This window comes from Rhizobium sp. AP16, assembly GCF_000281735.1.
GTDB classification, from domain to species: Bacteria; Pseudomonadota; Alphaproteobacteria; order Rhizobiales; family Rhizobiaceae; genus Rhizobium; species Rhizobium rhizogenes.
The window spans coordinates 1-26503 of record NZ_AJVM01000076.1; the positions used below are offsets into that span (position 1 = coordinate 1).

General features: G+C 58.7%; 25 protein-coding genes and 1 pseudogene. 7 read left to right on the forward strand and 19 right to left on the reverse strand.

Annotated features, from left to right (window positions below):
- Both PMI03_RS26955 and PMI03_RS26960 read right to left on the reverse strand, forming a co-directional pair.
- Window positions 1-766 (reverse strand): ABC transporter permease (locus PMI03_RS26955; protein WP_007701399.1); only part of this gene is annotated, 766 nt, incomplete at its 3' end.
- A 99-nt stretch (window positions 767-865) separates the two neighbouring features.
- Window positions 866-1897 (reverse strand): sugar ABC transporter substrate-binding protein, encoded by a 1032-nt coding sequence (locus PMI03_RS26960; RefSeq protein ID WP_007701401.1) that lies wholly within the window; start codon window positions 1895-1897, stop codon window positions 866-868.
- A 200-nt stretch (window positions 1898-2097) separates the two neighbouring features.
- Here PMI03_RS26960 and PMI03_RS26965 point away from each other — a divergent pair, with 200 nt between their 5' ends.
- Window positions 2098-3123, forward strand: coding sequence for a LacI family DNA-binding transcriptional regulator (locus PMI03_RS26965; RefSeq protein WP_007701404.1), 1026 nt, complete (start codon window positions 2098-2100; stop codon window positions 3121-3123).
- Between the two features lie 61 nt (window positions 3124-3184).
- On the opposite strand, the gene PMI03_RS26970 is transcribed toward PMI03_RS26965, so the two are convergent.
- Genes PMI03_RS26970 through iolD form a run of 5 tightly spaced genes read right to left on the reverse strand, consistent with a single transcriptional unit; the run spans window position 3185 to window position 8988 of the window.
- Window positions 3185-4318, reverse strand: coding sequence for a Gfo/Idh/MocA family protein (locus PMI03_RS26970; protein ID WP_012650678.1), 1134 nt, complete (start codon window positions 4316-4318; stop codon window positions 3185-3187).
- 26 nt (window positions 4319-4344) lie between these two features.
- Window positions 4345-5406, reverse strand: coding sequence for a sugar phosphate isomerase/epimerase (locus PMI03_RS26975; RefSeq protein ID WP_007701409.1), 1062 nt, complete (start codon window positions 5404-5406; stop codon window positions 4345-4347).
- 3 nt (window positions 5407-5409) lie between these two features.
- The gene (locus PMI03_RS26980; protein WP_007701413.1) at window positions 5410-6225 is read right to left on the reverse strand and encodes an SDR family oxidoreductase; all 816 of its coding nucleotides are present in this window, start codon (window positions 6223-6225) and stop codon (window positions 5410-5412) included.
- On the reverse strand, window positions 6222-7115 hold the full coding sequence (gene iolE / locus PMI03_RS26985) for a myo-inosose-2 dehydratase (protein WP_007701421.1): 894 nt from the start codon (window positions 7113-7115) through the stop codon (window positions 6222-6224). Before iolE ends, PMI03_RS26980 begins: the two co-directional genes overlap by 4 nt.
- 1 nt (window position 7116) lies before the next feature.
- The gene (iolD, locus tag PMI03_RS26990; RefSeq protein ID WP_007701426.1) at window positions 7117-8988 is read right to left on the reverse strand and encodes a 3D-(3,5/4)-trihydroxycyclohexane-1,2-dione acylhydrolase (decyclizing); all 1872 of its coding nucleotides are present in this window, start codon (window positions 8986-8988) and stop codon (window positions 7117-7119) included.
- Window positions 8989-9091: 103 nt separating this feature from the next.
- On the opposite strand from iolD, the gene iolG reads away from it, so the two are divergent.
- The 6 genes from iolG (at window position 9092) to PMI03_RS27020 (ending at window position 15481) form a co-directional block, all read left to right on the forward strand.
- On the forward strand, window positions 9092-10099 hold the full coding sequence (gene iolG / locus PMI03_RS26995) for an inositol 2-dehydrogenase (RefSeq protein ID WP_007701428.1): 1008 nt from the start codon (window positions 9092-9094) through the stop codon (window positions 10097-10099).
- A 3-nt stretch (window positions 10100-10102) separates the two neighbouring features.
- On the forward strand, window positions 10103-11533 hold the full coding sequence (locus tag PMI03_RS27000) for an NAD-dependent succinate-semialdehyde dehydrogenase (protein WP_007701431.1): 1431 nt from the start codon (window positions 10103-10105) through the stop codon (window positions 11531-11533).
- Window positions 11534-11542: 9 nt separating this feature from the next.
- Window positions 11543-12349: an HpcH/HpaI aldolase/citrate lyase family protein gene (locus PMI03_RS27005; protein WP_007701434.1), complete on the forward strand. Its 807-nt coding sequence runs from the start codon at window positions 11543-11545 to the stop codon at window positions 12347-12349.
- Window positions 12349-13317 (forward strand): hydroxyacid dehydrogenase, encoded by a 969-nt coding sequence (locus tag PMI03_RS27010; RefSeq protein ID WP_007701438.1) that lies wholly within the window; start codon window positions 12349-12351, stop codon window positions 13315-13317. Before PMI03_RS27005 ends, PMI03_RS27010 begins: the two co-directional genes overlap by 1 nt.
- The gene (locus tag PMI03_RS27015) at window positions 13310-14434 is read left to right on the forward strand and encodes a Gfo/Idh/MocA family protein (protein ID WP_007701442.1); all 1125 of its coding nucleotides are present in this window, start codon (window positions 13310-13312) and stop codon (window positions 14432-14434) included. The genes PMI03_RS27010 and PMI03_RS27015 overlap by 8 nt, the downstream gene beginning before the upstream one ends.
- A 162-nt stretch (window positions 14435-14596) precedes the next feature.
- The gene (locus PMI03_RS27020) at window positions 14597-15481 is read left to right on the forward strand and encodes a MurR/RpiR family transcriptional regulator (protein ID WP_007701444.1); all 885 of its coding nucleotides are present in this window, start codon (window positions 14597-14599) and stop codon (window positions 15479-15481) included.
- A gap of 157 nt (window positions 15482-15638) precedes the next feature.
- Here the strand turns inward: PMI03_RS27020 and PMI03_RS31915 are convergent.
- From PMI03_RS31915 to PMI03_RS27070, 12 genes and pseudogenes are all read right to left on the reverse strand, one after another.
- A pseudogene (locus tag PMI03_RS31915) lies at window positions 15639-15792 on the reverse strand (IS91 family transposase); the annotation flags it as partial.
- A gap of 269 nt (window positions 15793-16061) precedes the next feature.
- Complete coding sequence (locus PMI03_RS27030) at window positions 16062-16727, reverse strand: hypothetical protein (protein WP_007701449.1); 666 nt, start codon at window positions 16725-16727, stop codon at window positions 16062-16064.
- Window positions 16728-16935: 208 nt separating this feature from the next.
- Window positions 16936-17235, reverse strand: a complete 300-nt coding sequence (locus tag PMI03_RS27035; RefSeq protein ID WP_007701451.1) for a contact-dependent growth inhibition system immunity protein — start codon at window positions 17233-17235, stop codon at window positions 16936-16938.
- 148 nt (window positions 17236-17383) lie between these two features.
- Window positions 17384-17761 carry a hypothetical protein gene (locus PMI03_RS31920; RefSeq protein WP_012650676.1) on the reverse strand — a complete coding sequence of 126 codons (378 nt, stop codon included), beginning with the start codon at window positions 17759-17761 and terminating at the stop codon, window positions 17384-17386.
- A 528-nt stretch (window positions 17762-18289) separates the two neighbouring features.
- Window positions 18290-18436, reverse strand: coding sequence for a hypothetical protein (locus tag PMI03_RS31925; protein ID WP_158008498.1), 147 nt, complete (start codon window positions 18434-18436; stop codon window positions 18290-18292).
- Window positions 18437-18445: 9 nt separating this feature from the next.
- Entirely contained in the window at window positions 18446-19240 is a 795-nt protein-coding gene (locus PMI03_RS27040; RefSeq protein WP_012650674.1) for a hypothetical protein, read from the reverse strand.
- Between the two features lie 151 nt (window positions 19241-19391).
- The gene (locus PMI03_RS27045; protein ID WP_039974773.1) at window positions 19392-20150 is read right to left on the reverse strand and encodes a hypothetical protein; all 759 of its coding nucleotides are present in this window, start codon (window positions 20148-20150) and stop codon (window positions 19392-19394) included.
- Window positions 20140-20832, reverse strand: a complete 693-nt coding sequence (locus PMI03_RS27050; RefSeq protein ID WP_007701458.1) for a hypothetical protein — start codon at window positions 20830-20832, stop codon at window positions 20140-20142. Before PMI03_RS27050 ends, PMI03_RS27045 begins: the two co-directional genes overlap by 11 nt.
- Window positions 20833-20841: 9 nt before the next feature.
- A complete protein-coding gene (locus PMI03_RS27055; RefSeq protein ID WP_309574488.1) occupies window positions 20842-21015 on the reverse strand; it encodes a hypothetical protein in 174 nt (57 codons plus the stop codon).
- A gap of 109 nt (window positions 21016-21124) precedes the next feature.
- Complete coding sequence (locus tag PMI03_RS27060; protein ID WP_007701462.1) at window positions 21125-22051, reverse strand: hypothetical protein; 927 nt, start codon at window positions 22049-22051, stop codon at window positions 21125-21127.
- A gap of 21 nt (window positions 22052-22072) precedes the next feature.
- Window positions 22073-22627, reverse strand: coding sequence for a DUF6990 domain-containing protein (locus PMI03_RS27065; protein WP_007701465.1), 555 nt, complete (start codon window positions 22625-22627; stop codon window positions 22073-22075).
- Window positions 22628-22630: 3 nt separating this feature from the next.
- A partial coding sequence (locus PMI03_RS27070) for a hemagglutinin repeat-containing protein (protein WP_007701467.1) occupies window positions 22631-26503 on the reverse strand: 3873 nt, incomplete at its 5' end.

Below are 26503 nucleotides of genomic sequence, written 5' to 3' on the forward strand. Positions count from 1 at the left end.
CCCCGCCGATGACGGCGGCGGCGATCGCCTCGAGCTCCATGTTTTCGCCGAGCGTTACGTGGGTTTGCGGCTGGTTGCACAGCGTCAAGATGCCGGCGAAGCCCGCCAGCAGGGAGCAGAGGATGAACGTTGCGATCTTGATGCGATCGGTCTGGACGCCGCGCGATTCTGCGCTCTCCCGGCTGCCGCCCGTCGCCAGAAGGCGGTTACCGAACGGCGTCAGCCATAACACAAGGGCAAGAACCGCAGCGACCAGGATCAGCCAGTAGATCGCAGCTTCGACGCCAAAGAGGCTGCCGCCCAAAAGCAGCGTCAGCGGATGGCTGCGCGCATCAGGCGAGAAATTATGGACCGAGCCGCCGGTCCATACATAGATGATGCCGCGCGCCGTAAAGAGACCGCCGAGCGTGACGATCATCGATGGCAACTGTCCCTTGACGACCGCGATACCCTGGACGAGGCCTGCCGCCGCCGCAATGACCAGCGCCAGGACAAGGGAGCCGGGCACGCCGAGCGCCGGCTCCATGGTGATAAAGGCGACCCCGGTGAGGCCATAGACCGAACCGACCGAAAGGTCGATCTCCCTGGTAATGATGATCAGAGCCTGACCCATGGCCACGAAGGCAAGGATCGCTGTGAATTGGGTGACGTTCGACACTGTCTGAACGGTCCACCAACCCGAGAAATCGATCACCGTGAAGACGGCAAACATGACGACGACACCGACGATTGCGCCGAGGCCCTGGTTTCGCAGAAGATGCTTCATGAGACTTGGACTCGCTGATTAGAACTGCGCTTGAGGCGCAATCGAAGGAAGGCAGCCGAGCCTTCAAGAGGCTCGGCTGCCCGGCTTCGGGAGGAACTCCTACCAGGTGTTCTGCTCGTTGTAGGCCTTGTCACCGAACACGCCGCGAACCTGCTTAGCCCACTGATCGGCGTTGTCCTTGTCGATGATAATCGGGCCGGTCAGGATGTCGCTCTGAGGCGCATATCCGAACTCCTTGTTCCAAAGGAGCCATTCCATCGGCGCGTAGCCCTGCAGCCAAAAGCCCTGGCTATTGGTCGCGAGAATATGTCCCGCGCGCACGCCTTCGATTGAGACTGGACCTTCGTCGACCGTGAGGATTGTCATGCCCTTGTCGTCGACGTCGGGATCGAGCTTCATGTCATTGGCGACACCCCAGGCCCAGGGCGCAGACCAGCCGGCAACCGTAAAGATGTAGTTGGTGTCCGGATTGGCCTGCAGGAAGGATTGCAGCGTGTTGCGCGCCGTCGCCGGCTCTGCGCCGATGAACAACTCGTCGAACTTGGCACCAACCGTCGCCATGGCGTCCTGCATGCCTTTGCAGCGCGCCTTTAGACCCTGGTGAGCGGAATCGTGACTGGCGCATACGACATGCTTCGGCATCGGAACTTTGCCTTCCTTCGCCTGTTCGATCGCATATTCACCAAGCTTCTTGCCGGTCAGGTATTCGTCACCGCCGACATAGGTCAGATAGGGAATGCGCTCCCCGACGGGCCGGCTGTCAGGAATGTTGAAGGCGACAACCGGGATGCCTTCCTCGATCGCCTTGCGCAGAGGGCCTTCGAAGGCGTCGGAGCTGACGATCGGCACGGCAATGCCATCGGGGTGGGTGGCGATGGCCTGCTCGAGAAGACGAACGTGCTCTTGAACCGAATAGTTGTTGGTTGAAATATACTCGGTCTTGACGTTCGGATACCTCTTCTCGAACTCCTTCAGCGACGTCGTCAGCCAATTCATGTTCGGATCGTTGGACCCGATATGAGACACCATGACGAAGCGATATTGCTTCCCGCTCTCCTGAGCACTGCTTGCGCTGCTCAATGCGGTTGCAACCAATAAGCTCGAAAGCATCATCAATTTTTTCAGTTTCATGGGTTCCTCCTCCTCAGTTGGACGGCGTGATTATCCGGATTGATTTTCCATCATTCAAGGCTTACGATAGCGATTTTATGATGGGATAATCATCAATAATGATGCGGGGTAAAATCAGTATCTAATCCATTATAAATAATGGATTATTCGCCAAACTTATTCGTCATATGATGGCAATTACATCACTATTGGAGATAGTCTTGCGCAAGCGTTCCTCTAACGGCACCTGGAAAGGTCCGACAGTCCACGAAATCGCCCATCTCGCGGGCGTCGGCGTGGCGACGGTCGATAGGGTTCTCAACAACCGAAGCGGGGTACGAGATAAAACCAGAGCGCGTATTCTCGCTGTGTTGGAGAAGCTCCGAAACGAAAACTCGGACAGGGATGTGCCCCTGCTGATCCGCCTCTTCTGCGAGTCCGGCGAGACCTTCAATGCGGCGATGGCGAGTGCCGTGACCGATGTGAACCGTACGCTTCCGGGCATCAAGGTCGAGGGCGCCTATGTGACGACGAGCGAACTCGACCCCATCGCTTTTGCGCGCAGCATCGAGCAGGAGGGTAGCGACGCTGACGGCGTTGTGGTGGTCGCGAGAGAACATCCCGCCGTCAACCGTGCCATACGCAAACTGCGAACAGCCGGGATTCCCGTGGTTTGCCTGACGACCGATTTGCCGAGTTCGCGCCGGAGCGCCTTCGTCGGCAACGATCAGTATGCGGCCGGAAGCGTCGCTGCGCTTTTGATCGGCAATGCCCTGCCGAAAGAGCGCAACAGCATCCTGATCGTGATGAGCGTTCCCTTCCGCTGCCAGCAGGAGCGTGAAATGGGGTTCCGCAGGGTCCTCCGCTCGGACTTCCCGCATCTCAGGATTGAGGAGCGCGTGATCTCCGACGAGCGGCCCGAGAACACATGCGAGCAGTTGCTTCGCTATTTCGAGGCGAACGGCCATCCGGCCGCGATCTACAATGTCGCCGGCGCCAATCGCGGCGTTGCCAAGGCTCTCGAACACATAGGCAAGGCTCAGGAGACCGTGTTCGTCGGGCACGAACTCTCCAACCATTCCCGCGCGTTGCTGGAATCGGGCAGCATGGATTACGTCATATCGCACGACTTTGCCGGTGAGCTGACCTCGGCGGCGCGATGGATAAGAGACAATTTGAACGGGGTATCGACGGAACCGCCTCATTCGCAAATCCTTCTTCATACGCGCTATAATTGCGGTCTTTGAAAAGGTGACCCTTCAACAGATCGTCCTCCAAGAGGCATTGTCGGCGGCGGCGACGCGTCCATCAGACCGCGACCGGTCGAATCCATGGTTGGATCGTTGCTTCTGCGCTATCGACCACAGCCTCAACGAAGGCGACGCCCTTCAAGCCGTCATAGGCGAGCGGCACATTCCGACCGACGGCACCTGGCTCGCGATTTTCCTTCTGTGCGCGGATCGCTTCGGCGAAGCCTGCATAGAGGTTCGCGAAGGCTTCCAGATAACCTTCCGGATGGCCTGGCGGGGTCCGGCTGCGGACCTTCGCGTCTTCCGACAAGTCATCGGCGCCGCGCTTGATGATCTGGACGCGGCCTTCCAGTGGCGCATAGATCAATTCGTTCGGCTGCTCCTGGAACCACTGAAACGATCCGCTGGAGCCGAAGACGCGCAACCGCACACCGTTCGAGTTCCCCAAAGCGACCTGCGAAGACCACAGCAGGCCTCGCGCACCGCCCTGATAGCGCATCATCACATGGGCGTTGTCGTCCAGCGCCCGGCCCTCGACGAAGGTCGCGAGATCGGCGGTGAGCGAGTCCAACTTGAGCCCCGTCACGAAACCCGCCAGATGATAGGCATGGGTACCGATATCGCCTATCGAACCGCCGCGGCCGTTCTTCTTCGGGTCGGTACGCCATGCCGCCTGCGCGTTGCCCTTCTGCTCGATCGCGGTCGCCATCCATTCGAGCGGATATTCGACCTGCACGGAACGCACTGCACCGATCTCACCGCGCGCAACGCGCACGCGCGCCTCATGCACCATCGGATAGCCCGAATAGGTATAGGTCACACCGACAAAGCGGCCGGATTCGCGGGCGAGTTTTTCGAGCGCCACGGCGTCTTCAAACGTTGCCGTGAGTGGCTTCTCGCAGATCACGTCGAAACCCGCCTCGATCAGCGCCTTGGCGATCGGATAGTGGGTGAAATTCGGCGTGCAGATCGCCACCGCATCCACGCGGTCCGCGCGCCCGACCTCACCTGAGATGAGATCCTGATATGAGCCATAACTGCGCGAGGGATCGAGGCCCTGCCCGATCGCGAATTCGCGGCCGCGCTCGGGATCCACGTCGAAGGCACCGGCCACGAGCTGCCATTGCCCGTCAAGGCGCGAGGCGAGACGGTGGATGTTGCCGATATAGGCACCCTGCCCGCCGCCGACCATGCCAAGACGCAAGGGTCGTTGAACGCTCATTTCTCCCCCAGTCCGAGCATCGCCCGGTTAGCGCTGCGATTGGCGCCGGATTTCACGAAATCGTCGAAAGCCCGGTCCGAGACCCGGATGATATGATCCGCAATGAAACGCGCGCCCTCGGCTGCGCCATCTTCCGGGTTTTTGACGAAGCATTCCCATTCGAGCACCGCCCAGCCATCGAAGCCGTAGGTGGTGAGTTTCGTGAAAATCGCGCCGAAATCGACCTGCCCGTCGCCGGGGCTGCGAAAGCGCCCAGCCCGCTTCGACCACGGCTGGTAGCCGCCATAGGCGCCTGACTTGCCGTCGGGGCGGAACTCGGCGTCCTTTACATGGAAGGTCCTGATGCGTTCATGGTAGTGGTCGATGAAGGCGAGATAGTCGAGCGCCTGCAGCACGAAATGCGACGGATCGTACATTAGGTTGGCGCGCGGATGCTCGCCCACCTTATCGAGAAACATTTCCCAGCTATGGCCATCGTGCAGGTCTTCACAGGGGTGGATCTCGTAGCAGACATCCACGCCATGCGCGTCGAAATCGTTGAGGATCGGCGTCCAGCGTTTGGCAAGTTCTTCGAACCCCTCCCCGACCAGCCCCTCCGGCCATTGCGGATAGGGATAGAGATAGGGCCACAGCAGCGCGCCGGAAAACGTCACATGCCGGTCGATCCCGAGCCGTTGCGAGGCGCGGGCGGCAAAGCGCAGCTGCTCCTCGGCCCAGGCCCGCCGTCCGGCCGGATTGCTGCGCACATGTTCCGGTGCGAAACTGTCCATGATCGTGTCATGAGCCGGATGCACCGCCACCAGTTGCCCGGTGATATGCGAGGCGAATTCGGTAATCTCAAGCCCGTGGTCGGCCAGCATGCCCTTCAGTTCGTCGCAATAGGCATCGCTTGTCGCCGCCTTCTTCATATCGATGAGACGCGTATCCCAGGTCGGGATCTGCACGCCCTTGAAGCCCTTGTCCGCTGCCCATTTCGCAAGGCTCGGCAAGGAATTGTAGGGTGCGTCGTCGGCCGCGAACTGAGCGAGAAAAACGCCTGGTCCCTTGATCGTGCGCATCGCTTACTCCCCGAGCCGCTTGGCAGGTGCCGGAGCCTGGCCGTCATAACCGCCCCAGACAGACTGGTCGTAGTGAATCACCGATCCCGTCATCATCCCGCTATCGCCGGAAGCCGACCAGAGGACGGCAAGTGCGACTTCGGCCGGATCGAGCAGGCGTCCGAAAGGCAGTTGCGCTGCGGCCCGGTCGATCGCTTGCGGATCTCCGGTTTCCGCCGCCTGCAGGGCGCGCTCGTGGTCGGAGTTCATCCAGCCGATGTCGAGCTGGTTGACCCGGATCCGGTTGCGCATCAGGGCGAAGCCGGAATTGCGCGTCAGCGTCGCAAGCGCGCCTTTCGAAGCGCAGTAGGGTGCGATGAACGGTTGACCGGCGTGTTCCGAAGCCGAGCCGATGTTGACGATGGTGCCTTCGATCCCTTCCCGGATCATGATCTGCACAGCGTCTTGCATCAGGAAGAACGGCGCGCGCACGTTCACGGCGAAGATCCGGTCGAAAAGATCAGGCGTAGTGTTCAGCAGATTGCCCCGGTCGGTCAGCGCAGCCGCATTGACCAGGATATCCACCCGGCCGAACCGTTCGTCCGTTTCGGCCAGCACACGTCGGACGTCTGAGATCTCTCCCAGATCGGCCGCCACGACCAGCACGGGCGTTCCGTGCTCGGCAACGATCTGGTCCGCCACCTTCGCACCTTTGGCGCCGTCACGTCCAACGATCACCAGGCCGGCGGCGCCGGCTTGCGCGAAAATTCGGGCGATCGCAGCACCCAGCCCCTGCGTGCCGCCAGTGATGACGGCGATCTTTCCATCGATACGGTTCATTTCACGACCTCATAACCGGCGGCGTCCATGACGCGCAGCAATTCCTTGTGGCCCTTGCGGGCCATCTCCAGCGGAGGGTTCTTGACCGGATCCTGTTCGGCCTCGACCACGAACCAGCCCTCGTAGCCCTTCGCGGCCAGCGCCTTGACGATTGCCTCGAAATCGAGGCTGCCGTCGCCCGGCACGGTAAAGGCGCCGTTGATGACCGCATCGAGGAAACTTTCCCTGCTGCGGTCCAGCCCATCCACGACCGCGCGGCGGATGTCCTTGGTGTGGACATGCGTGATCCTGGCATGGTGGTTGTCGATCACCCGCATGACCTCGCCGCCGGCAAAGGCCATGTGTCCAGCGTCGAATAGTAGCGGCACGGAAGAGTGCTCCATCAGCAAATCGAGTTCCGCCTCCGTCTCGACCGCCGCCGCCATATGGTGGTGATAGGCAATCGGCATGCCCTGCCTGGCACACCAGTCGGCGAAGTCCGAGACCTTGCGGCCATAGGCCACCATCTCGGTCTCGGAAAGCTTCGGCTTCGTCGCAAGCGGCGCGGAGCGCAGGCCCTGAATCGAACGCGCCGTTTCGCCATAGACAATGCAGGGCGCCTTCGCGGCGATGAAGAATTGCATCTGCTGCGCGATGCGGTCCTTCTCCGCTTCGAGATCGCCATCGAGCAGAAGGCCGGAGAACCAGCCGCCGCAGACGGAAATTCCATAGCGGGACAGGATCGGTCCCAGTTCCTTCATGTCCATCGGAAACCGACGGCCGGTTTCCATGCCGGTGAAGCCGGCCTCGGAAGCCTGCCGTAGGCACTCCTCCAGGCTGACGTCATCCGAGAGCTCCGCAAGGTCGTCGTTCCACCATGCAATCGGAGCAATTCCCAATCTTGCCTTCATCTCAAACACCCAAACGCTGTGCTTCGCGGATTTTCTCTTGCGCCGCGCGGGCTGCGCGGACGGTTTCAAAGGTCGATACGGCTGGGACGCCGATGTCCCAGTCGGCATCGCCCGGCACCCATTTCCAGGCGTCCGACACGATTGAGATCACGGTCACGCCGTCATTGCCCTGTGCCCACTTCATCGCATCTTCGAGGTCAGCCAGGCTCTCGGCCTTGCGCGCCTTTGCACCCATGGCCTCCGCATGCTTCACGAAATCGACGTGGAGGGGGTTTTCCCGGTTTTGCACGCGGGAATCGGTGAGAAGATTGTTGAAGCCCGGAACGCCTTTGGCCTGTTGCAGACGGTTGATGACGGCAAAGCCGCCATTGTCGCAGACGACGACGATCAGCCGGTGTCCCGTCAGCGCCGCCGAATAGATGTCGGAGTTCATCATCATGTAGGTACCGTCGCCGATCATGACGATCGGCGTGCCTCCGGTGCCGCCAGGTCCTTCCTGCGCCATGGCGCAGCCCCAGCCGGCGGGGATCTCGTAGCCCATGCAGGAAAAGCCGAATTCGCAATCGAAGGTGTTCGGATTCTTGACCCGCCAGCCCTTGACCACTTCGCCCGGCGTGCCGCCGGCGGCGGCGATCAGCGTATCCTCCGGGCGGGCGACCTTGTTCAGCACGCCAACCACCTGGGCATAGGAGGGAACCGGCGCATTGGTCAGGAATTGATGCTCATCGAGGAGCTTATCCCATTCGGCAAACAATGCCTTGGCGCGCGGCATCAGGCCCGCCGCAGCCTTATAGTCGCCGAGTGCAACGTCGAGCTCGGCCACGGCTTCCAACGCATCGCCGACCACGGACAGCGACCGATGCTTGACCGCATCGAAGCGCGCCGCATTGATCGAGATAAACTGCGCATCTTGCGAAAAGGCCGTCCACGATCCGGTGGTGAAGTCCTGCAGGCGCGTGCCGATCGCCAGGATCACATCCGCGTCTTTCGCGAGCGCATTGGCAGAGGTCGAACCCACGATGCCGATCGGCCCGGCATGCACCGGATGGTCATGAGTCAGTGCGCCCTTGCCGGCGATGGTCTCGACAACAGGGATTCCCCGTTTCGCGGCGAATTCGGCGACCTTTTCCTCAGCCAGCGAATAGCGCACGCCGCCGCCCGAGATGATCAGCGGACGCTTCGCGGTCTTCAACAGTTCGGCCGCAGCGATTACTGTATCGCGGTCGGGACGCGGGCGTGGGATCTTCCAGACCTTCGGCTCGAAGAACACCTCCGGATAGTCGAAGGCGACTTCCTGGGTATCCTGCGCCAAGCCAATGAAGGCCGGGCCGCAATCCGCTGGATCGAGCATCGTTGCCACCGCCTGCGGCAGCGATTGCAGGATCTGTTCCGGCAGCACGATCCGATCCCAATAGCGCACGACCGACTTGAAGGCATCATTGGCGGTGATCGTCGGATCGCCGAAGTGTTCAACCTGCTGCAGCACAGGATCAGGCAGGCGGCTGGCGTAGGTATCGCCCGCAAGCAACAGCACCGGCAGGCGGTTGGCCATGGCGACACCCGCCGCAGTCACCATGTTGAGCGCACCCGGTCCGATTGAGCTTGCCGCGACCATGATCTGTCGACGGCGCTTGGCCTTGGCAAAGCCGATGGCGGCGAGCGCCATCGACTGTTCGTTCTGGCCGCGCCACGTCGGTAGCCTGTCCTGCACGGTCTCCAGCGCCTCGGACAGGCAGGTGACGTTACCATGGCCAAAGATCGCAAAGACGCCGGCGAAGAGCGGTACGCGCTCGCCCTCGATGTCGGTGAACTGATTGCAAAGGTAACGGACAAGGGCCTGAGCCATGGTCAGGCGCACAGTCTTGCGGGTCATCTCGCCTCCTCCTGCGGATGGAATGTTTTGTTGTTACGGAATACATATTGACAAATATAACTCTTTGCAATGATTATTGCCAAATATCTCGGGAGGAAATTGAATGCTGAGAATTGCAGTGCTGGGCGTCGGCCGTATTGGTCGCATGCATGCGGAAAACATTGCGGCCCATCCGCGCGCGACGCTTGCGGGTGTGTTCGACGTGCATATGCCGGCGGCCGTAGACATATCGGAAAAACTGGGCGTTCCCCGCTTCGATTCGGCCGATGCGGTGTTCGCATCCACCGACGTGGACGCCGTGCTAATCGCGACCTCAACTGCTACCCATGCGGATCTGATCGAACAGGCCGTGGCGGCCCGAAAACCTGCCCTGTGCGAGAAGCCGATCGACCTATCGCTCGATCGCGTCAATGCCTGCGCGACAAGAATCGCAGGAAGCAATGTGCCGGTCATGCTCGGCTTCGTACGCCGCTTCGACGCCGGACACAGTGCGTTGCGCCAGGCCGTCAAGACCGGCAAGATCGGGGACCTGCACCAGGTTGTCATCACCTCGCGCGATCCCGGCATGGCGCCGGACGCCTATATCGAAGTCTCGGGCGGCATCTTCCGCGACATGACAATCCACGACTTCGATCTGGCGCGGTTCATTCTCGACGAGAAAGTGGCTGAGGTCAGTGCAACTGGTTCGCGCCTCGTCGATCCGGGGCTGATGGAGCGCTGCAACGACTACGATACGGTGACCGTGGTGCTGAAAACCGCATCGGGGAAGCAAGCGATCATCAACAACTCGCGGCGCGCAGTCTACGGTTATGACCAGCGGGTCGAGGCGTTTGGCAGCGGCGGCATGGCGATTTCGGAAAACCACACGCTCAACAATCTGCGGCTCTATACCGACAGCCACACCGATCAAGGCGCACCGCTGATGAATTTCTTCATCGAGCGCTATGGCGATGCGTTCGCCGCAGAGATCGGTGCCTTCGTCGATGCGATCGAACAGAACAGGCCGCCCGCGGTTAATTTCGAAGATGGTCGCCAGGCGCTGATCCTCGCCGAAGCGGCAATCCGATCGATCGCCGAAGGGCGAACCGTAAATACCAGCGAAATCGGGTGAACCATGTACGCACAATTCGGACTTTTCATAAACGGTCGCTGGGCAGCCGGCACCGTAACGGGAGAGGTTGTCTCTCCTGTCACTGAAAAAGCTCTGGGCGCCGTGCCCCTGGCGACTGTCGAGGACACCCGCTCGGCGCTCGATGCCGCCGCGGCCGCCCTGTCGAAACTACGCGCGATGGGCGGTTTCGCCAGGGCCGATGCGCTGCACAAGGCCGCCGACGAGATGGTCCGCCGCGCCGACGAGGCTGCAAGGATGATCTCTGCCGAGACCGGCAAGCCGCTTGCCCAGGCGGGCCGGGAATGGGGGCTTGCCTGCGACCAGTTTCGCTGGTTCGCCGAGGAGGCACGCCGCATCTATGGCCGCATCATCGACAGCCGCGTGCCCGGCGGGCGCTTCGAGGTCAGCCGCGAGCCCGTTGGCATCGTCGGCGCCTTCACCGCCTGGAACTTCCCCGCCGCCCTGCCGGCCCGCAAGCTGGCACCCGCCCTTGCGGCCGGATGCCCGGTGGTGCTGAGGCCCTCGTCGCAGACGCCGGGCGTGGCGATGGTGATGGTCGACTGCCTCAGGGCCGCCAACCTGCCTGACGGAGCCGTCAACCTCGTTGTCGGCTCGACGGGCAATACCTATGGACCGATCATGGCCGACAGCCGCGTGCGCAAGGTGTCGCTGACCGGCTCGACCCGTGTCGGCCAGCAAATGATCCGCGACGCCGCCGATACGGTGAAAAAGGTATCGATGGAGCTCGGCGGCAATGCGCCACTGATCGTCTATGACGACGCCGACCTGCAGACGGCACTGGACCTGACCGTGCCGACAAAATTCGCCAATTGTGGTCAGGTCTGCGTCACGCCCGACCGGATCTTCGTCCACGACAGCCTGCATGACGCTTTCGTCGATGGTTTCGTCACCCGCACGGCCAAAATCAAACTCGGCGATGGGCTTGATCCCGAGACCGGCATGGGACCGCTGATCAATGCCGGCCGGCTGCAGGAGATCGACGCCATCGTTCAGGATGCGGTTCGCGCCGGCGCGACGATTGCTCATGGCGGCAAGCGTCCCGCCCATCTCAACAGCGGCTTCTTCTTCGAACCGACCATTCTCGTCGGCGTCACCGACGACATGAAGGTCTTTTCGGAGGAGAATTTCGGACCGATCGCCGCGATCACCCGGTTTTCCACCGAGGACGAGGCGCTGACCCGCGCCAACGCCTCGGAAATGGGCCTTTCGGCCTATGCCTTCACCCGCTCGCCCGATCGCGCCAGGCGCACGGTGGCGGCTCTGAAATCCGGCATGGTCGGCATCAACAGCTTCGCTTTGGCGGCTTCCGAGGCGCCGTTCGGCGGCACAAACCATTCAGGCATGGGCAGAGAGGGTGGCATCGAGGGGATCGATGACTATCTCGACACCAAGCTCGCCCAGATCGTCTTCTGAGGACCCGACATGTTCATCAACAGGCTCAAGCAGCAATGGTCCGAAGGTCGGCCAGCCATCAACGGCTGGCTGTCAATCGGCAACGCTTTTACCGCAGAGATCATGGCGGCGCAGGGCTATGATTCCGTGACCATCGATATCCAGCACGGCGCCCTCGATTACTCTTCCGTGCTGCCGATGTTTCAGGCGATGCGTGCATCAGGCGTCACGCCGATGGCGCGTGTACCGTGGCGCGAGCCGGGCATCATCATGAAGGCATTGGACGCCGGCGCGCAGGGGATCATCTGCCCGATGGTGAACTCTGCAGAAGAGGCCGCGGAGTTCGTCAGCTACCTGCGCTACCCGCCGCACGGACAACGCAGCTTCGGCCCGACGCGCGCGGCTTTCGCCTATGGCAGCTACGGGCTTGCCGCAAACGGCGAGGTTCTGGCGCTGGCGATGATCGAGACGCAGCAGGGCGTCGACAATCTGGATGCCATCGCCGCCACGCCCGGTCTCGATGGCATCTATGTCGGCCCCGCCGATCTGACCCTCGGCACACAGGAAGGCAGGTTGCCGCCCGGCTTCGACCGCGAGGAGCCGGAGATGATCGACCTCATCAAGCGTATTCTCGCGGCCTGCAAGGCGAATGGCATCCGCGCCTGCCTGCATTGCGGCACGCCGGACTATGCTGCCCGCGCAATCGGCTGGGGCTTTGACCTCACCACCGTTTCGGGTGACAGCCGCCTTCTGGCCGCCGCCGCCGCCGCGTCGGTCAAGACATGGCGCGACCTGACCGATTCGGCTCCCGCCGAGGCCACAAAAGGAGCCTATTGATGCCGCACCTTTTGGCCGCCGGAAAACTCCATCCCTCGGGCGAGGCCCTGCTGCGCGATCTCAAGACGCGGGGTTTTACCGTGGATTATGTCGAGGAGGTCTCCGAACCGTCCTACGCGCCGCTGATCGCAAAGGCCGACGCGCTGGTGATCCGCACGCAGCCGCTGTCTGCCGCGACGATTGCCCAGGCGGAACGGTTGAAGGTCGTTTCGCGTCATGGCGTCGGCTACGACTCGGTCGATCTTCCCGCCCTCAACAGGCGTGGGATCGCTTTGACGATTGTCGGCGACGTGAACTCAGTGTCGGTCGCCGAGCATGCCATGATGCAACTCCTCGCCGGAGCAAAACGCGTACTGCTCGCCGATCGCGCCGTGCGCGAGCCTGGCCAATGGGGCTGGCGAAACAGGCTGGAGCAGCAGGAGATCTCGGGCAAGAACCTGTTGATCATCGGTTATGGCCGGATCGGGCGTCATCTGGCGCGCATGGCGTCCGGGTTCGGGATGCAGATCCGCGCCTATGATCCCTTCCTCGAAAAGGTTGGCTGGCCCGAGGGACCGGTGAGGCCCGTACCGCTCGACGAGGGACTGGCATGGGCCGACTGCATCTCGGTCCATATCCCGAAAGCCGACAGTCCTGCGATCGGCGCAGTCGAGATTGCCCGCATGAAGCGAGGGGTCATCCTCGTCAACACCGCGCGCGGCGGCGTCGTCTGCGAACAGGCGCTGGCCGACGCGCTCGCCTCCGGCCAGGTGGGCGCTGCCGGCGTGGACGTGTTCGACGATGAGCCGCCATCAACCGACTCTCCGCTTTTTTCGCATCCTAACGCAATCCTGTCACCGCATATCGCCGGGCTGACGGCTGAATGCGGTGAACGCATGGCCATCGCTGCGATTGAGAATGCTGTCAATTTTCTTGTCGGCACCATCGACCCGCAGCTTGTCGTCAATCCGGATTTTGCACATGTATGAAAAACCTCTCCTCCGTATCGGCCTGATCGGCACCGGCTTCATGGGCAAGGCCCATGTCTTCGGCTTTGCTTCGGCGCAAAAAGTCTTCGACCTGCCTTACCGGCTGGAGATGCACACCGTCGCCGATATCACCAAAGAGGCGGCCGCTCGCGCGGCGGCCGATTTCGGCTTCGTTCATGCCAGCGCCGACTGGCGGACGCTGGTTTCCAACCCCGAGATCGATCTCATCGACATCACCGCGCCGAATGCGCTGCACAAGGAGATGGCGCTCGCCGCTATTGCCGCCGGCAAGCATGTCTATTGCGAGAAGCCGCTGGCGCCGCTTTCTGCTGACGCACGCGAGATGGCCGCGGCTGCGAAAGCGAAAGGCGTTAAGACGCAGGTGGGCTTCAACTATTTGTGCAATCCTATGCTGCGCCTTGCCCGCGAAATGATCGCTGCCGGCGAACTGGGCGAAATTCACGGCTACCGCGGTCTTCACGCCGAAGACTATATGGCAGATGTGTCCAGCCCCTTCACCTTCCGCCACGATCCTGAAGGCGGCGGAGCTCTGGCCGACATCGGCAGCCATGCGCTTGCAACCGCTGAATTCCTGCTCGGTCCGATCAGCGAAGTCATGGGCGACTGCATCACCATGATCGGTGAGCGGCCCGACGGCAGGGGCGGCACACGCAAGGTGGAAGTCGACGACGTCGCACGCGCCTTCGTGCGTTTTGCCAACGGCGCACAGGGCTCCATCGAGGGCAACTGGATTGCCACCGGCCGCAAGATGCAGCATGATTTCGAGGTCTACGGCACGAAGGGCGCACTGGCATTCACGCAGGAGCGCTTCAACGAGCTGCATTTCTATTCGAACGCGGATCCGGCAGGCCGGCGTGGCTTCCGCAGGATCGAGGCCGCGCCCGACCATCCGCCCTATGGCCATTTCTGTGTCGCGCCGGGGCATCAGCTCGGCTTCAACGACCTGAAAGCAATTGAGATCGAGGGCTATATGCGTGCGATCGCCGGCGAAATCCCCGAACCCTTCGGATTTGCCGCCGGTTCGCGCGTCCAGCAACTGGTCGAGACGATCCAACGCTCGTCATCCACGCGTCAGTGGATGAGCGTTCTAGCCTGAAGGAGCCGCGCCGCCCTGCTTTCCGGCGTCCGGTTTTCCTCCGGACGTCCACCCGCTCATGAGGAACATGATGTCTCTGAAAATCCTCATCGCCAGCCTGGGCAATCCAATGCGTCCACTCATTTTGTTTGCGTTTTGCAATAATTATTGCAAGATCCGGCCATGAAGCACCAGACGCAATCAGACGATGCCCCCAAGGACTATGAAGAGCTGATCCGCCTGATCCATGAACGTCATGCTCAGATGAGCAAGACCTACCAGCGGATTTCGGTCTATCTCACGCAGAATCCGAATGAAGTCGCGGTGCAATCGGTCAACACGATTGCCGAGCGCTGCGGCATGCACGCATCGAGTTTCGTGCGTTTCGCACAGGCGCTCGGCTATAAAGGTTTCAAGGAACTCCAGCTCCTGTTCCAGAGACGTCTGACGACAGCCGCGCCGGGCTTCGAAGCCAGGGTGCGAGCGCTCGGAGACGAATTGCAGAACCGCGAGGATCGGTCCGAATATGGTTTCCTGCACGATCTCGTTGTGCGCGACATCGCCTCCCTGCAGGAATTGCTGGAGCGCATCAGCGCTGAGGACCTCGCAATCGCAGCGGATGCGATCGAAGGGGCCGAGACGGTCTACCTGATCGGCCAGTTGCGTTCCTCGCCGGTCGTTGATCTGCTGCGCTATATCCTGACCATGCTTGGTAAGCGCTGCATCCTGCTGGATCCTGGCGGCGGGCTGGCCACGCATATGGCGCGCACGATGCGGATGGAGGATGTCCTGATTGCCGTCTCTTTCCGCTTTTACGCGACGGAAGTCGTCAACATCGTCGAGGAGGCGGCAAAGTCCGGTGTGCCGATCGTCGCCATCTCCGACAGCACGCTTTCCCCGCTCGCCAAATCGGCGAAGGTTCTGTTTGCCGTGCCCGAGCATGACTATACCTTTTCGCGCTCGCTCGCGGCGCCGATGTGCCTGGCTCAAGCGCTAACGGTCGCTGTGGCCGCTCGTGTCCAGCAGAACGAGACGGCGCCGCGCATTCCGACCGTTACTGGGACCTGACGGGAACCTCTCATCAAGCCCGCTGGTGTCGCTCAAGATTCGCTTCACAGTCGACCAGAGCGCGAAACATAGGTCGACGGCTGAGCGACCCGCACTCACCACGGATCGGACCTCGTTGAAGCTGCATTGAACGAAGGGTGGTGTGTCTGACACTATTGGGATCGGCGGCAATCCTGCCCAATGTCTCGGCGACGGCGCGTAACAGGATGGTGTAAAACGGTGCTCTTGTTCTGAAAGGTGATCGCGGCGATCTGCTGCGGCAGGGTGAAGACGACGTGGAAATAGCCGCCCGGCAGAACGTCGGCCTGCCGGCGCAAGGCGTTTCCGGCTGAATCGAATTTACGGAGATCGGAACAGGTCGCCTCGGTCTTTGAATCGGATGAGCGCAATTCATCGTCATGGCCAGTAACTGGCAATCAAACCTCTCCTTTTATCCTCGGCGACACAGCCATTCCGAGGGAGACCAACCTCGCCTGATTGAGTTGCAGGATGTCCTTATCGTCAAGCTAAATCAGGTTGGAGCAGCTCTTGCTCTGGCCCCTAAAGTGACCGCGGGACGTCTACCGAGCTGACTAAGCACTTACAAACCGAATTTCGTAAAAGTAATCGACGGATAGACATCCGGCATGACGCTCTTCATAAGGTCACGCTCGGCGGGCGTGGCTTCCGATCCCACCACGCGCGGATCGCTACGCGTTCCTGCCAGCCGGATATACCCTGCGTCAACAATCTGACCCTGGCCAATTGTGATTGTACTTTCACCGCCAAATGGACGGACATAGCTGAATGTTCTACCGAAGAGACCGTCATTGTCACCTCCCGCTTCGATGGTCGTATTTCCATAGTGGCACGACGCGTATGTGATGGCGTAGCGACCAGGGGCAACGGGTACGAACCATCTTTCATATTTTTGCACCGTCGCGGAGAACAACTGGCCGAGGGAAAGTTTATTTGGATTTTGCAAGCGATAAGAGGGTGCGGAACCAACCGACAGAGGAGGTTCCGTCTCGTCTGGCTTTCCCGCATTGATCCTGCGCAGCGTGATGTAACCGTCACAATCCACGTCACCCAAGAACGGCGAATCCACCATTCGCACAAGAAGGAGCGAGCCTTTCTTCTTCTGGTTTGCGAAAATCTGGGCCGACCCTTCATGTTGCTGGGCAGCAACCTTCACCGGGTCCGGGGTCCCGGCGCAACCGGCCAACAGGCCGACGACAAACCAAACGCCAACAGTTTTTAAGCGCATCCTCGGATTCTCTTTCTTAATTGAAGTGTAACTTGCAGCCTTAGCCGTAGAGGTCGGCGGCTGCGCCCAACGAGAACGATGACCGTCGTTCCGTCCGAGGCGATAATATTACGCGTGCCGGCCGTTTTTTCTGCTGCCCTTGCAGTTTGCTCCAGTTCTCCGGCGACTTTCGTCGCCGAACCGACCGCAAGGATTCCCTCAGCTGTTATCAAACTGAGGAGAAGTCAGACCCATTTCTTGACAGAATCGATTGCTTAACAGCGTTCAAGAAGTCGAGTTTGGATAACCCGTCGCCCTTAGGATTATAAAATCCCTCAAATCTCACCATATCAAATCCCTCGCAATCTCCGCTCAATAGAAATGTGTCAACAAACTCCAGCACTGCATCAAGTTGCTGAGGCTCAGCATTTCTTACAAAGTCTTCGATAGCGGCTTTATAGCTGCCATACTCCAAGCGCCAATCCTGATGAAAATAGCCCCCGAAGAACTGCCTTACCAAGTCGTCCATCTACGAATCCGCGTATGAAGTTAAAAGGGCGTACCCACGAGGGGACTCCTTCCCGTTTTTCTGCTTCCGTCCGTCTCGCCCTCTTCACACCCGCCGATCCCGCCGCAATTTAGTCAGCACGACCCACAAATCCTCATACTCCTCCGTATCAGGAAGAGGAAAGATCGCGCCGTCGAGAGTAGCAATTCGACAGCAGATCAAGTGCAACCGCTAATTTTATTGCGCGGTGTTTTCGCAGACCACGACGGTAAGCCTCCACCGTCCTAACATCGCAAGCGTCTGCAAGCTCATTGCTGGACCTTGCCAACTCAAATACCGCAACTTTGTTGTCGTTCACGAGAACAGTAAAAATATCCTCGCCCTGTTCTGGAACCCAATCCAAAACAAAGGCAGATTCCATATCTGAAAATGCTCGATTGATAGAAGCTAACAGGCGTCTATTGCCTCGCCCTGAAAAAAGCAGATGACTACTATGAATTAGCTCAGATCGATACTTCGCCTCTATATCACTGCCAATTAGTCTCATTGAACTCTTCCTGGGATGGCGGTGACGAGGTTTCCAAATCGATCTATCAAAATGGTCATCGTCGAAGTTGACTGAAATCCGTTGTATTTATCAGTTACAATCGGCGATCTAAAAGTCACTTCCCGGGCATATCGAATAACCTCGTGTCCGATAAACCGGCAGCGGGCCACTGATGCCGTATTGGCATTAATCGTCATCCAGCCGCAGCGGAGCTAGCCGCGCCAGGGATGAGCTCAACTCCAACTCATTCCGAGTTCAATTTTGAATATATATCGCATCCGATATAGTCGAACGGAAAGTACTCCGTCTCCCTAAAAACTAGCGGCGCAATGCTTCGATCTACTCCTGAGTATGTTGACGGGATGTGTTTGAATTCATATTCACGACCATCTTTTGAAATGTATAGTGTCCCGCCATATACATTGTAGTCAGCGCTCACTAGCTTCACCACTGTGCGAATTAGGCGCGCACCATCTTTTTCCTCGACTGCGGCAAAAGTAATCTTTCCGATATTTACGGGATTGCACTTCAATGAACTTTGTACCCCACTTTGACAGCTTCTTCAGCGAATTGGGCTAATCGTTTTATATTTTCTGCATTCTCGGCAGCGCTGATACCATATGCGGAAGCATTTTTCACCAGCTTGTAAGCGGCTTCGTATTCGGAGATAGACACTGCGCCGCTCTATCCATACTGAGCCGTCCAGAGATCTACTTGCCCGCTTCTATATTGCCCGTAGTGGACCAACTCTTCGAAGAGAGCGCTTGGACCAGCATCAGCGCTAATTCCAATTGAAATTTTTCCGTCCTCCAGCATCATAGTACTGCCTTGAGCGCCTAAGGCTTTGTAATAATTATAAAGGTCACTGCCGGTTTCACCTATTTCCAGAGTCTTTCCTTGTCTTGATACGGCATCTGCAATTCTTTTTAGAAGAGCCGGATCGTTAAGCGCATCGCCAGCGGTACTTTTATTGAAGAGGACAAGGCCCGTATTGGTGACGGTGCCGTTTGTCACCGCAACCCTAGCCTCCGCAAGCGCCGTCCCCAACAGGGTGGCTGCGGTAGGCGATCCGCCAAATTCGGCTGTTGTTGCGACAACATCATGAAGCGCCATGTTAAGATACGTCGCATAGTAGGCGGAGCTTCGGCCGCAGACTGCAACAACGGTAGACACCGCCTCCTGCCCAGCAATGAGGGAAATTGTTCCAAGTGCTGCAACGGCGCCGGAAACAGCTCCCAACTCAAAGCCCTTCGTCATTTGATAGACTTCACCATATTCCTGAGTCTTGCCCAGTTCCTTGGCGACTAAGCCAGCCGCAGCTAGATTTCTATAATTTTCGAGCATTTGCTCGTAGTTGGGATCATTCCTATCGGCTGCGCTATCCGCATCACGCCAGGTTTTGTAAGCAGCAAGCCATTTGTTCTGCTCGGTCGTACACGTATAAGCACCCTGATCCAGACACGCTTGCAGCAGAGACATGGTGGTTTGGTAGTCGAGGCTCTTAAGGCCATCTACCTGCGACTGAAGCTGTGCTTTGTACGCATCGGAGCAGGTAGTGGGGGATACTTTGCAAGCTTCCGAAGCCTTTTCAGCGTCCGTAAGCTCCTTGGCCTGCTCGTGCGTGAGATAGTTATACTGATAATTCGCAGCCCCGTAGGACCCTCCCTCTCCCCCCACCAACTGCCGCACCGACCACCGAGCTAAGACTCGTTCCGATTAACGTGGCGAGAGTCTGCTTGTCCTGATCGGACAAGGTGCTGTCCTTCAACATTCCCTTGACGAGGGCGGCGATGGCCGGTGCCATCAAGGCTGTTGCTTCGCCGCCCAGAGCACCCTTAATCGCCCCCTCCCAGCCATTCACGCTGCCGAGAATACCGCCGCCGATCGCGTACAACAGCGCCCGGCCCTGGCCACCTTCGGCCCAAAGATCGCGTTCAGCCTGAGTATTAGCGTTGTCATACAGGTTGGTAGCAATATCCCCGACCAGTCCAGCCATAGTGGCTTGGGCTGCTTGAAGAGCCGCCTGGGTCTTGTACTGGTCGCGCAGGACATGTTCGAGGTCTGGCAAGCCGGGCAGTGAGGTATTGGTGTTGTTGGTATCCCGGCGGATCGTATTAAGGTCCTGGGTTTGGTGCGCCGGATCGGTAATGCTGATCGGGATATTACCGCCAATGGCCGACAGTGCCTGACCGGTCTTGTTCTCGCTGGCCTTGACCGGCGGCGTCGGCATGATGCCACTTGTGCCGATCGAGACGCCGTATGCTTGGTTTGCCCTTTTCAGTCTGTTCCGCTCGGCTTCTATCGAGTCGCCTTCAAGGCGGCCAGCCACGAATGGAAAGTGCAGCACTACGTAGCAAACGCCATTTGTGGCGATGCGGCTACGAGCCAAACTTTGTGAACCGTATCGAGGTGTAAATCTCAGGGAGAACTTCCTGCATCACCTCGCGTTCTGCGGCTGACGCTTCGGACGATACGACGGTCGGATCGCTGCGCCTTCCCGTCAGGCGGATGTAACCGGCATCGATAATCTGTCCGGCGCCGACAGTAATAGTGCTGGCGCCCCCAAGCGGGCTGACGTAGTTGAACAGGAAGTCGTGGTCACCGCCGGCCTCGATCTTGACGCCGTTGCTGAACTGGCTGATGCCGTACTGGCAGTCCGCATAGGTGATGGCATATCGGCCGGGTGCAATTGGCCTGAAAGACCGGGCGTAGGACGCAGCATTTGCCACCCGATACAGGAAAGTCGCCTGCATATCCTTCGGCTTCTTTTCGTCGGGCAACAGCCAGCGATCGGCCGAATAGATATCTTCGAACGCCGAGTTTTTGTCAGGCTTGCCGTTGTCGATCCTGCGCAGGCGAATATGCCCGGAGCAATATTGGTCACCCATCAGGTTTGCATCGACGATCCGGATGAGCAGCAAAGCGCCTTTCTGGCTTTTCTTCGAGGCAATTTGACTGATGGCCGCACTATGCTCGGCGGCCGCCTTGCCGGGGTCGCGGCCTCCTGCGCATCCCTCCAAGAGGCCTGTCATCAAGCCGAGTGCGACCACAGCAAAGAATTTTGCATGCATTCTGAAATCCTATTCGATGTAAAACGAGCCGTCATAAAGGAACATCAGCAAAGGCGAGAAAATATTCGAGAACTCGTCCGGTTTCATTCTCATCGCATCAAGGATTGTAATCCCACGTGCTTCTGCTACTTTCTCAAGATAATTGATGACATCCGTCAGGGCGATTGCGAGTTGGTCGCTCACGGCAGCTCCATGGAGATGTCGAGCGAGACTTTTAGCGTCATCCTCCGACACAAGCTGACCGTCGTTTGTATCGTATGCACCTCCCCATTCACCGGGACCATTCCAGCCGCTAGGGGCGATCGTGCCGGCCGGAACCCATCCAAAAGTTTGGGCGAGCGTCAGCATCACCGTCCAATGACGAGTGGTCAGCTTGATTGTTTTTCCTGAGTGATTTCTCAGATCTATCGCCATGCAAAGAAAACCTATTAATCCACCAGTTGGTTAGAGAAAGTCCGGGCGCGGTACGTTGGGCATGTTGTCGTAGGCTTTGAGTATGGTCTCCAACGGAGACAGGGCCCGGTCGCGGTCCCAATAGACTGGTGGCCGCGCGTAGATATTGGCCGCCGCCCAACCAGACTTCTTCCAAATTTGCCTGAAGCATCTTCTTGCCGGCATCGAAGAGCTCATTTTCGTCAAACTGGCCGCGCGCGCGATGCAGACAGCGAGCGTAGCCGAATTCCCGCGGCTTCAACACTTTCTTCAAGGAAAGAGGCTTTTCGCCAAGCCAATGCTGGTACATGTCGATCCCAGCCTCGAAGCCATCGTCATGCTTGCCGCCCTGATAGGCGAAAGCCATATAGTCGTCCAATCCCGATTTAATGATTTCGTTTCGCGGCCAGGGACGACCTTCAAAACGCCAGACGGCTTCCTCATAAACCCGTGCTTGGTCCCAATGGCCTTCGTCATTCGCAGCATCTTCCAACCAGGTTCCCATCGCACGAGCCCAATGCAAAAGCGTGCGATGAAAATTGTGATTGCCTCCGAACTTTTCGTCACCGTTTATCGCTTTATCCAACCAAAAGTTCGATCGGTGAATTATCGGTTCAATTTCAATATGAATGCCGATCAGCCAGTAGCTTATCGCATCACCGAGATGATATTGAGCGACGTTCCCCATCGGTTTATTCTGGTCATATTGTTGCGCCAACAAGTACCGCAGGAACGATCCATCTTCCTTCAGTTTATTTTGTCTATTGCGAATAGGATCGAACTTCATGGCGCCCCAGGGGGGCGTCTGTCAGGCTCTTTCTACGGCAATATCGATTGCTCGGTCGATCATTTCTAATTTGATCATCGGCACAAAATTTAGTCGCTTTCCCTTCTGAAATATCTGCTGGTAATCAATCAAGGTATTAAAATCCCCTAGGTAAGCAAGGGCACCTAGGTGCATAAGCTGAGGCAACCCAGTTGACGGTGGAGGGGCAGTGAGCGCCCTGATCGCTGCCAGGTTGTCTTGTGACCGCCACCAAATGATTGCTTCTTTGCTAATGTCTTCGATTTCCTTCAAGCCAATCTCTGGCGATCTTTTTTCCAGGCGCGTTTGTAGGAGAATCTCGTGAGAAGCTCTTTCACCGACTATTGCGCCGATTATTCGCGATATGTCCTTTGAGCCCGCTGAAAGGCTCAATCCCATCTTTTGCTCAGACGGAAGCTGGCGTATCTGAACAACCGCACGGAGCTCGCAGTCGCCATCATCTAAAGATAAGACCGCGTCATCTGGGCGACTTTCTCGCTGCGCTTTCCAATCGAGCACTTTGAATATTTCAAGCGCTTTTGTTTCCAATACGTTCATGACTTACAAACCAGGTGCGGTAATTTGATAGATAGGTATGCCATTCGGATAGCCTTGCTCCCGCAACGGCACACCCGGACGTAAACCGAGTCCTCGCGCCAAATCGCCAGAGGGCACTGCATCCCCGCTCGAAATCTGAGGATAAATTGAGGCTTGGTTTGAGGTATTCGGGCCGTTTCCAGTCTTAATCTCGATAATTCCACCGACCTGGGCCTCGCCAGGTCGACGGTAGACAATATCCGGCTTACAGACCGTTGCTCCGCAAGAACTTTGAAAAGTAACGTCATTTTGGACATCATACCCCTGCGTACGCAGCTGATCTGTAATATCATCGACGTATCCTTGGTGGTATGCTCGCTGCTGGGTAATAGATACATCTGGGCGACCTGCAGGATTGGAAACTTGCGTCTTGAATCCATCGAATGTGTAATATCTTCCGCCGCTATCCTTATATACCGACAGCCCATCCAGATCAGTACCCGCCAACGTGTAGGTACCTCCGTTAGGCCCCGTGATAGTACCATCAGCTTTGCGGGTATAGCCAGAGGGAAGTGGCACGCGTGGATTGCCGATGCCCTCGTCAATCTGACCGCTTTTCACGCCAGTACCCGCGAGCTTGCCATAGGCAGCCTCAAGAGCCACCTGGCTACCGAAGTAAAGCAACCCTCCTTGAAGCTTGCAGCCGTCTCCCGGGTGGTTCTCGCAATAATCAGCGGTGAAGCTCGCATATGCGATATCTGTCTGCAGCTGGCTTTGGCCAATAGGCTCAATCTGCTGATAGGCAAGGGCCAAGTCTGCAGCCGCTCTGGAGTATTTCAGCAGCTCGACGTAATCATTACCGAGTGTCTCGCCGGAATCCTTCAGAGATGCGACGATGGCTTCAACACAAGCCCTTGTCTGGCAGGCAATTAGCTGATTTTCTTGCGAGACATTCAGATCACGATATTCATCGACAATTTTTTCGACACAATTCTGATCGCCATTGCAGCTTCTTAATTTGGAGATCTGCTCTTCGCGTTGGGCGTGCGTCAGGTAGTTGAATTGATAGTTAGCAGCGCCGTAGGCCCCTCCTTCTCCACCACCAACTACGCTGCCAACAGCCGAACTGAGACTCGTTCCGATTATAGTGGCAAGCGTCTGCTTATCCTGATCTGACAAGGTGCTGTCCTTCAGCATGCCCTTGACAAGATCAGCAATCGCAGGAGCCATCAGGGTTGTCGCAGCGCCTCCGAGCGCGCCGTTGATGGCTCCTTCCCAGCCGTTGACACCACCGAGGATACCCCCTCCGATTGCATGCAGTAGCGCACGACCTTGACCACCTTCAGCCCAGAAATCACGCTCTGCCTGCGTGCCGGCATTCTTGTATAGGTTGGTAGCGATATCTCCGACCAGCCCAGCCATTGTCGCTTGAGCAGCCTGCAGATCAGCCTGAGTTTTGTACTGATCACGTAGGATATGTTCGAGGTCCGGCAGGCCGGGCAACGAGGTATTGGTGTTGTCGGTATCGCGGCGGATCGTGTCAACATCCTGGATCTGGTGCGCCGGATCAGTAATCGTAATCGGGATATTGCCGCCAATGGCCGAGAGTGCCTGGCCTGTTTTGTTTTCGCTCGCTTTGACAGGGGGGGACGGCACTATGCCGCTGGTACCGATCGAACCGCCATAGGTATCGGCTTTCCAGGTCGAATGCGTATCGATGTCGGTGACGGTCAGTGTGCCGGTGGAGAAGTTGTTGCGTTCAGCGCCGGCCTCACTCGTAATCAAGCCGCCGACAAGGCTTGTCTGGCCGCTGACATTAATGTCGAGGCCCCCTGCCCCGGCATGAATGCCCGACTGCTCGGTGACAAGCGCCGCATCGCCCTTGGCCTTTTGAGTGACGCCGGAAACAGTGGTCGAACCGAAGCCGGTAGAAGCCGAGAGGCTGAGCTGGTCGGCCCTGGCCTTGGCCGTATCCACCTGGCTTTCGATCGTCAGGTTTTTGACGTCGGCGGTGACAGAGTTGCCGGTGATCGTAGCGCCGCGCAGCGCCAAGTCATTGGTGATGATGGTGATGTCACCGGTGCCGTTGACATGGGTATTGGTATGGCTGAGGCCGCTCGTATCGGAACTGCCCTTGCCGTAGCCGGCATTGGCGACCAGACCCAGATCTGCGGTACCCTTGCCCTTGCCCCCAAAGGTCGCGCCGACCCCGACGCCAACACTCCAGGAGGAATTGTTGCTCGACGTGTCCGTCGTGCCCGTGGCGGCGTTCAGATTGATGTTGCCATTTACAGCCGACAGGAAGATATCGCCAGTCAGCGGATCGCTGGAGACGGTCGGTATGCCGTTCTTGTCATAACCGGCCAGGATCTGAGCGCCATCGCTGGTGATGGAGCCATTCTGCGCTTCCATGGAGATCGAGCGGCCGGCGCGAATATCGGTGACGACGGGCGTCGAGGACGATGATGAGGAACTACTTTCCTGGTAGCTGGCGCCGACCGTCAGTGAGACATTGACGCCGATATCGCCGGACTTCTGATATTGCTGGTAGACATCCTTCAGGTCCTTGTAGCCCTGATAGAAGCCGAGGCCGGCAATGGCCGTGTTGGTGACCGCGTTGACGCCGCCACTATCCGACAGCCGCTCGGCGGAGTTCATGATGCTCTGGGCGGCCTTGCCGACCTGGCTCGATACCGTGAGCGTCACACCGGCAAAGCTCTTCTCGTGCGCCTCCTGGTAATTGGTGACGTCGTTGGCCGAGAGCAGATTGACGTCGTTGCCGGCAAAGAGGCTGACGTCGCGTTCGGCCGAGGCACTGGTCGCCTGCAGGTTGACGTCGTGACCCGCCGAGATGTTGAGATCACGTCCGGCAGACAACACCGACATGGCATTGGTATCGGACTGCTGCGCAGTGCTGTCTTTGGTCGACTGCGCGCCGATACCGATCGAGAAACCGCCACCGCCTGCGGAGAAGGCAAGGCCGAAGCCGGATTTCTTCTGTTGCTCGGATTGCGACGCGCTTTCCGCACCCGGCGTGACGTTGACGTCGCGTGCGGCTGACAGGTTGATGTCCCGATCGGCACTGACCGACGATCCCATGATGTTGAGGTCGGTCGCCCGTGCGGTCAGGTTGACATCCTGGCCGGCCGAAAGTGTGGAGCCGACATTATCCGTGGAGGACTGCGCACCCTGCTTTTCGTTTTTGCCGTAGAGCGAGATGAAGCCACCGCCGGAGCCGACGAACAGGCCGGAATCCTTACGCTGGCTATCGGACTGATGGTTCTCCTGGGCGCCGATGATGGAAACGCTCTCACCGGAGATATTCAGGGAACCATCGGCATTGACCTTCGATCCGACGATGGCGGCGGCCTTACCGGCATCGAGGTTGACGTCACCAGAGCCGGAAAGCTGCGAGCCGACCGTCGTTTCGTTGTAGCCGTCATAGCTGGAGCTGCCACTGCGCAGGAAGCCCTTGCGCTTGGCGCTATCGTGTTCGGTCTCGGTGTCCTTGCCGGCGGTGACGATCAGGTTGCCGCTGGTCTGGATGTTGAGATCGGAGGTGTGGGTGGCGTCGCCGGCCGTGATCTTCGAGGCCGAGACTGTGGTGTCGCCGCCAGAAATGATGGTAACGCCATCCTTGCCGGAGATCGATGAGCCGGCCGCTGTGGTGGTCTCCAGATGACCGGAGGCGTTCTCCTTGGTCGAACCGAAGAAGCCGCTCTTCTTGCTGGAGCTTTTGACATCGAGGGTGGTGCTATCGGTCGCCTCGGCGATCGTAACGTTGTTCTTCGCCTGGAGGCCAAGCGTGCCATCGGCCGTTATCGTCGAGCCGATGATGTTGATGTCGTTGTTGGACTTGGCGACCAGATCGCCACCGGCTGTAATCGTGGAGCCATT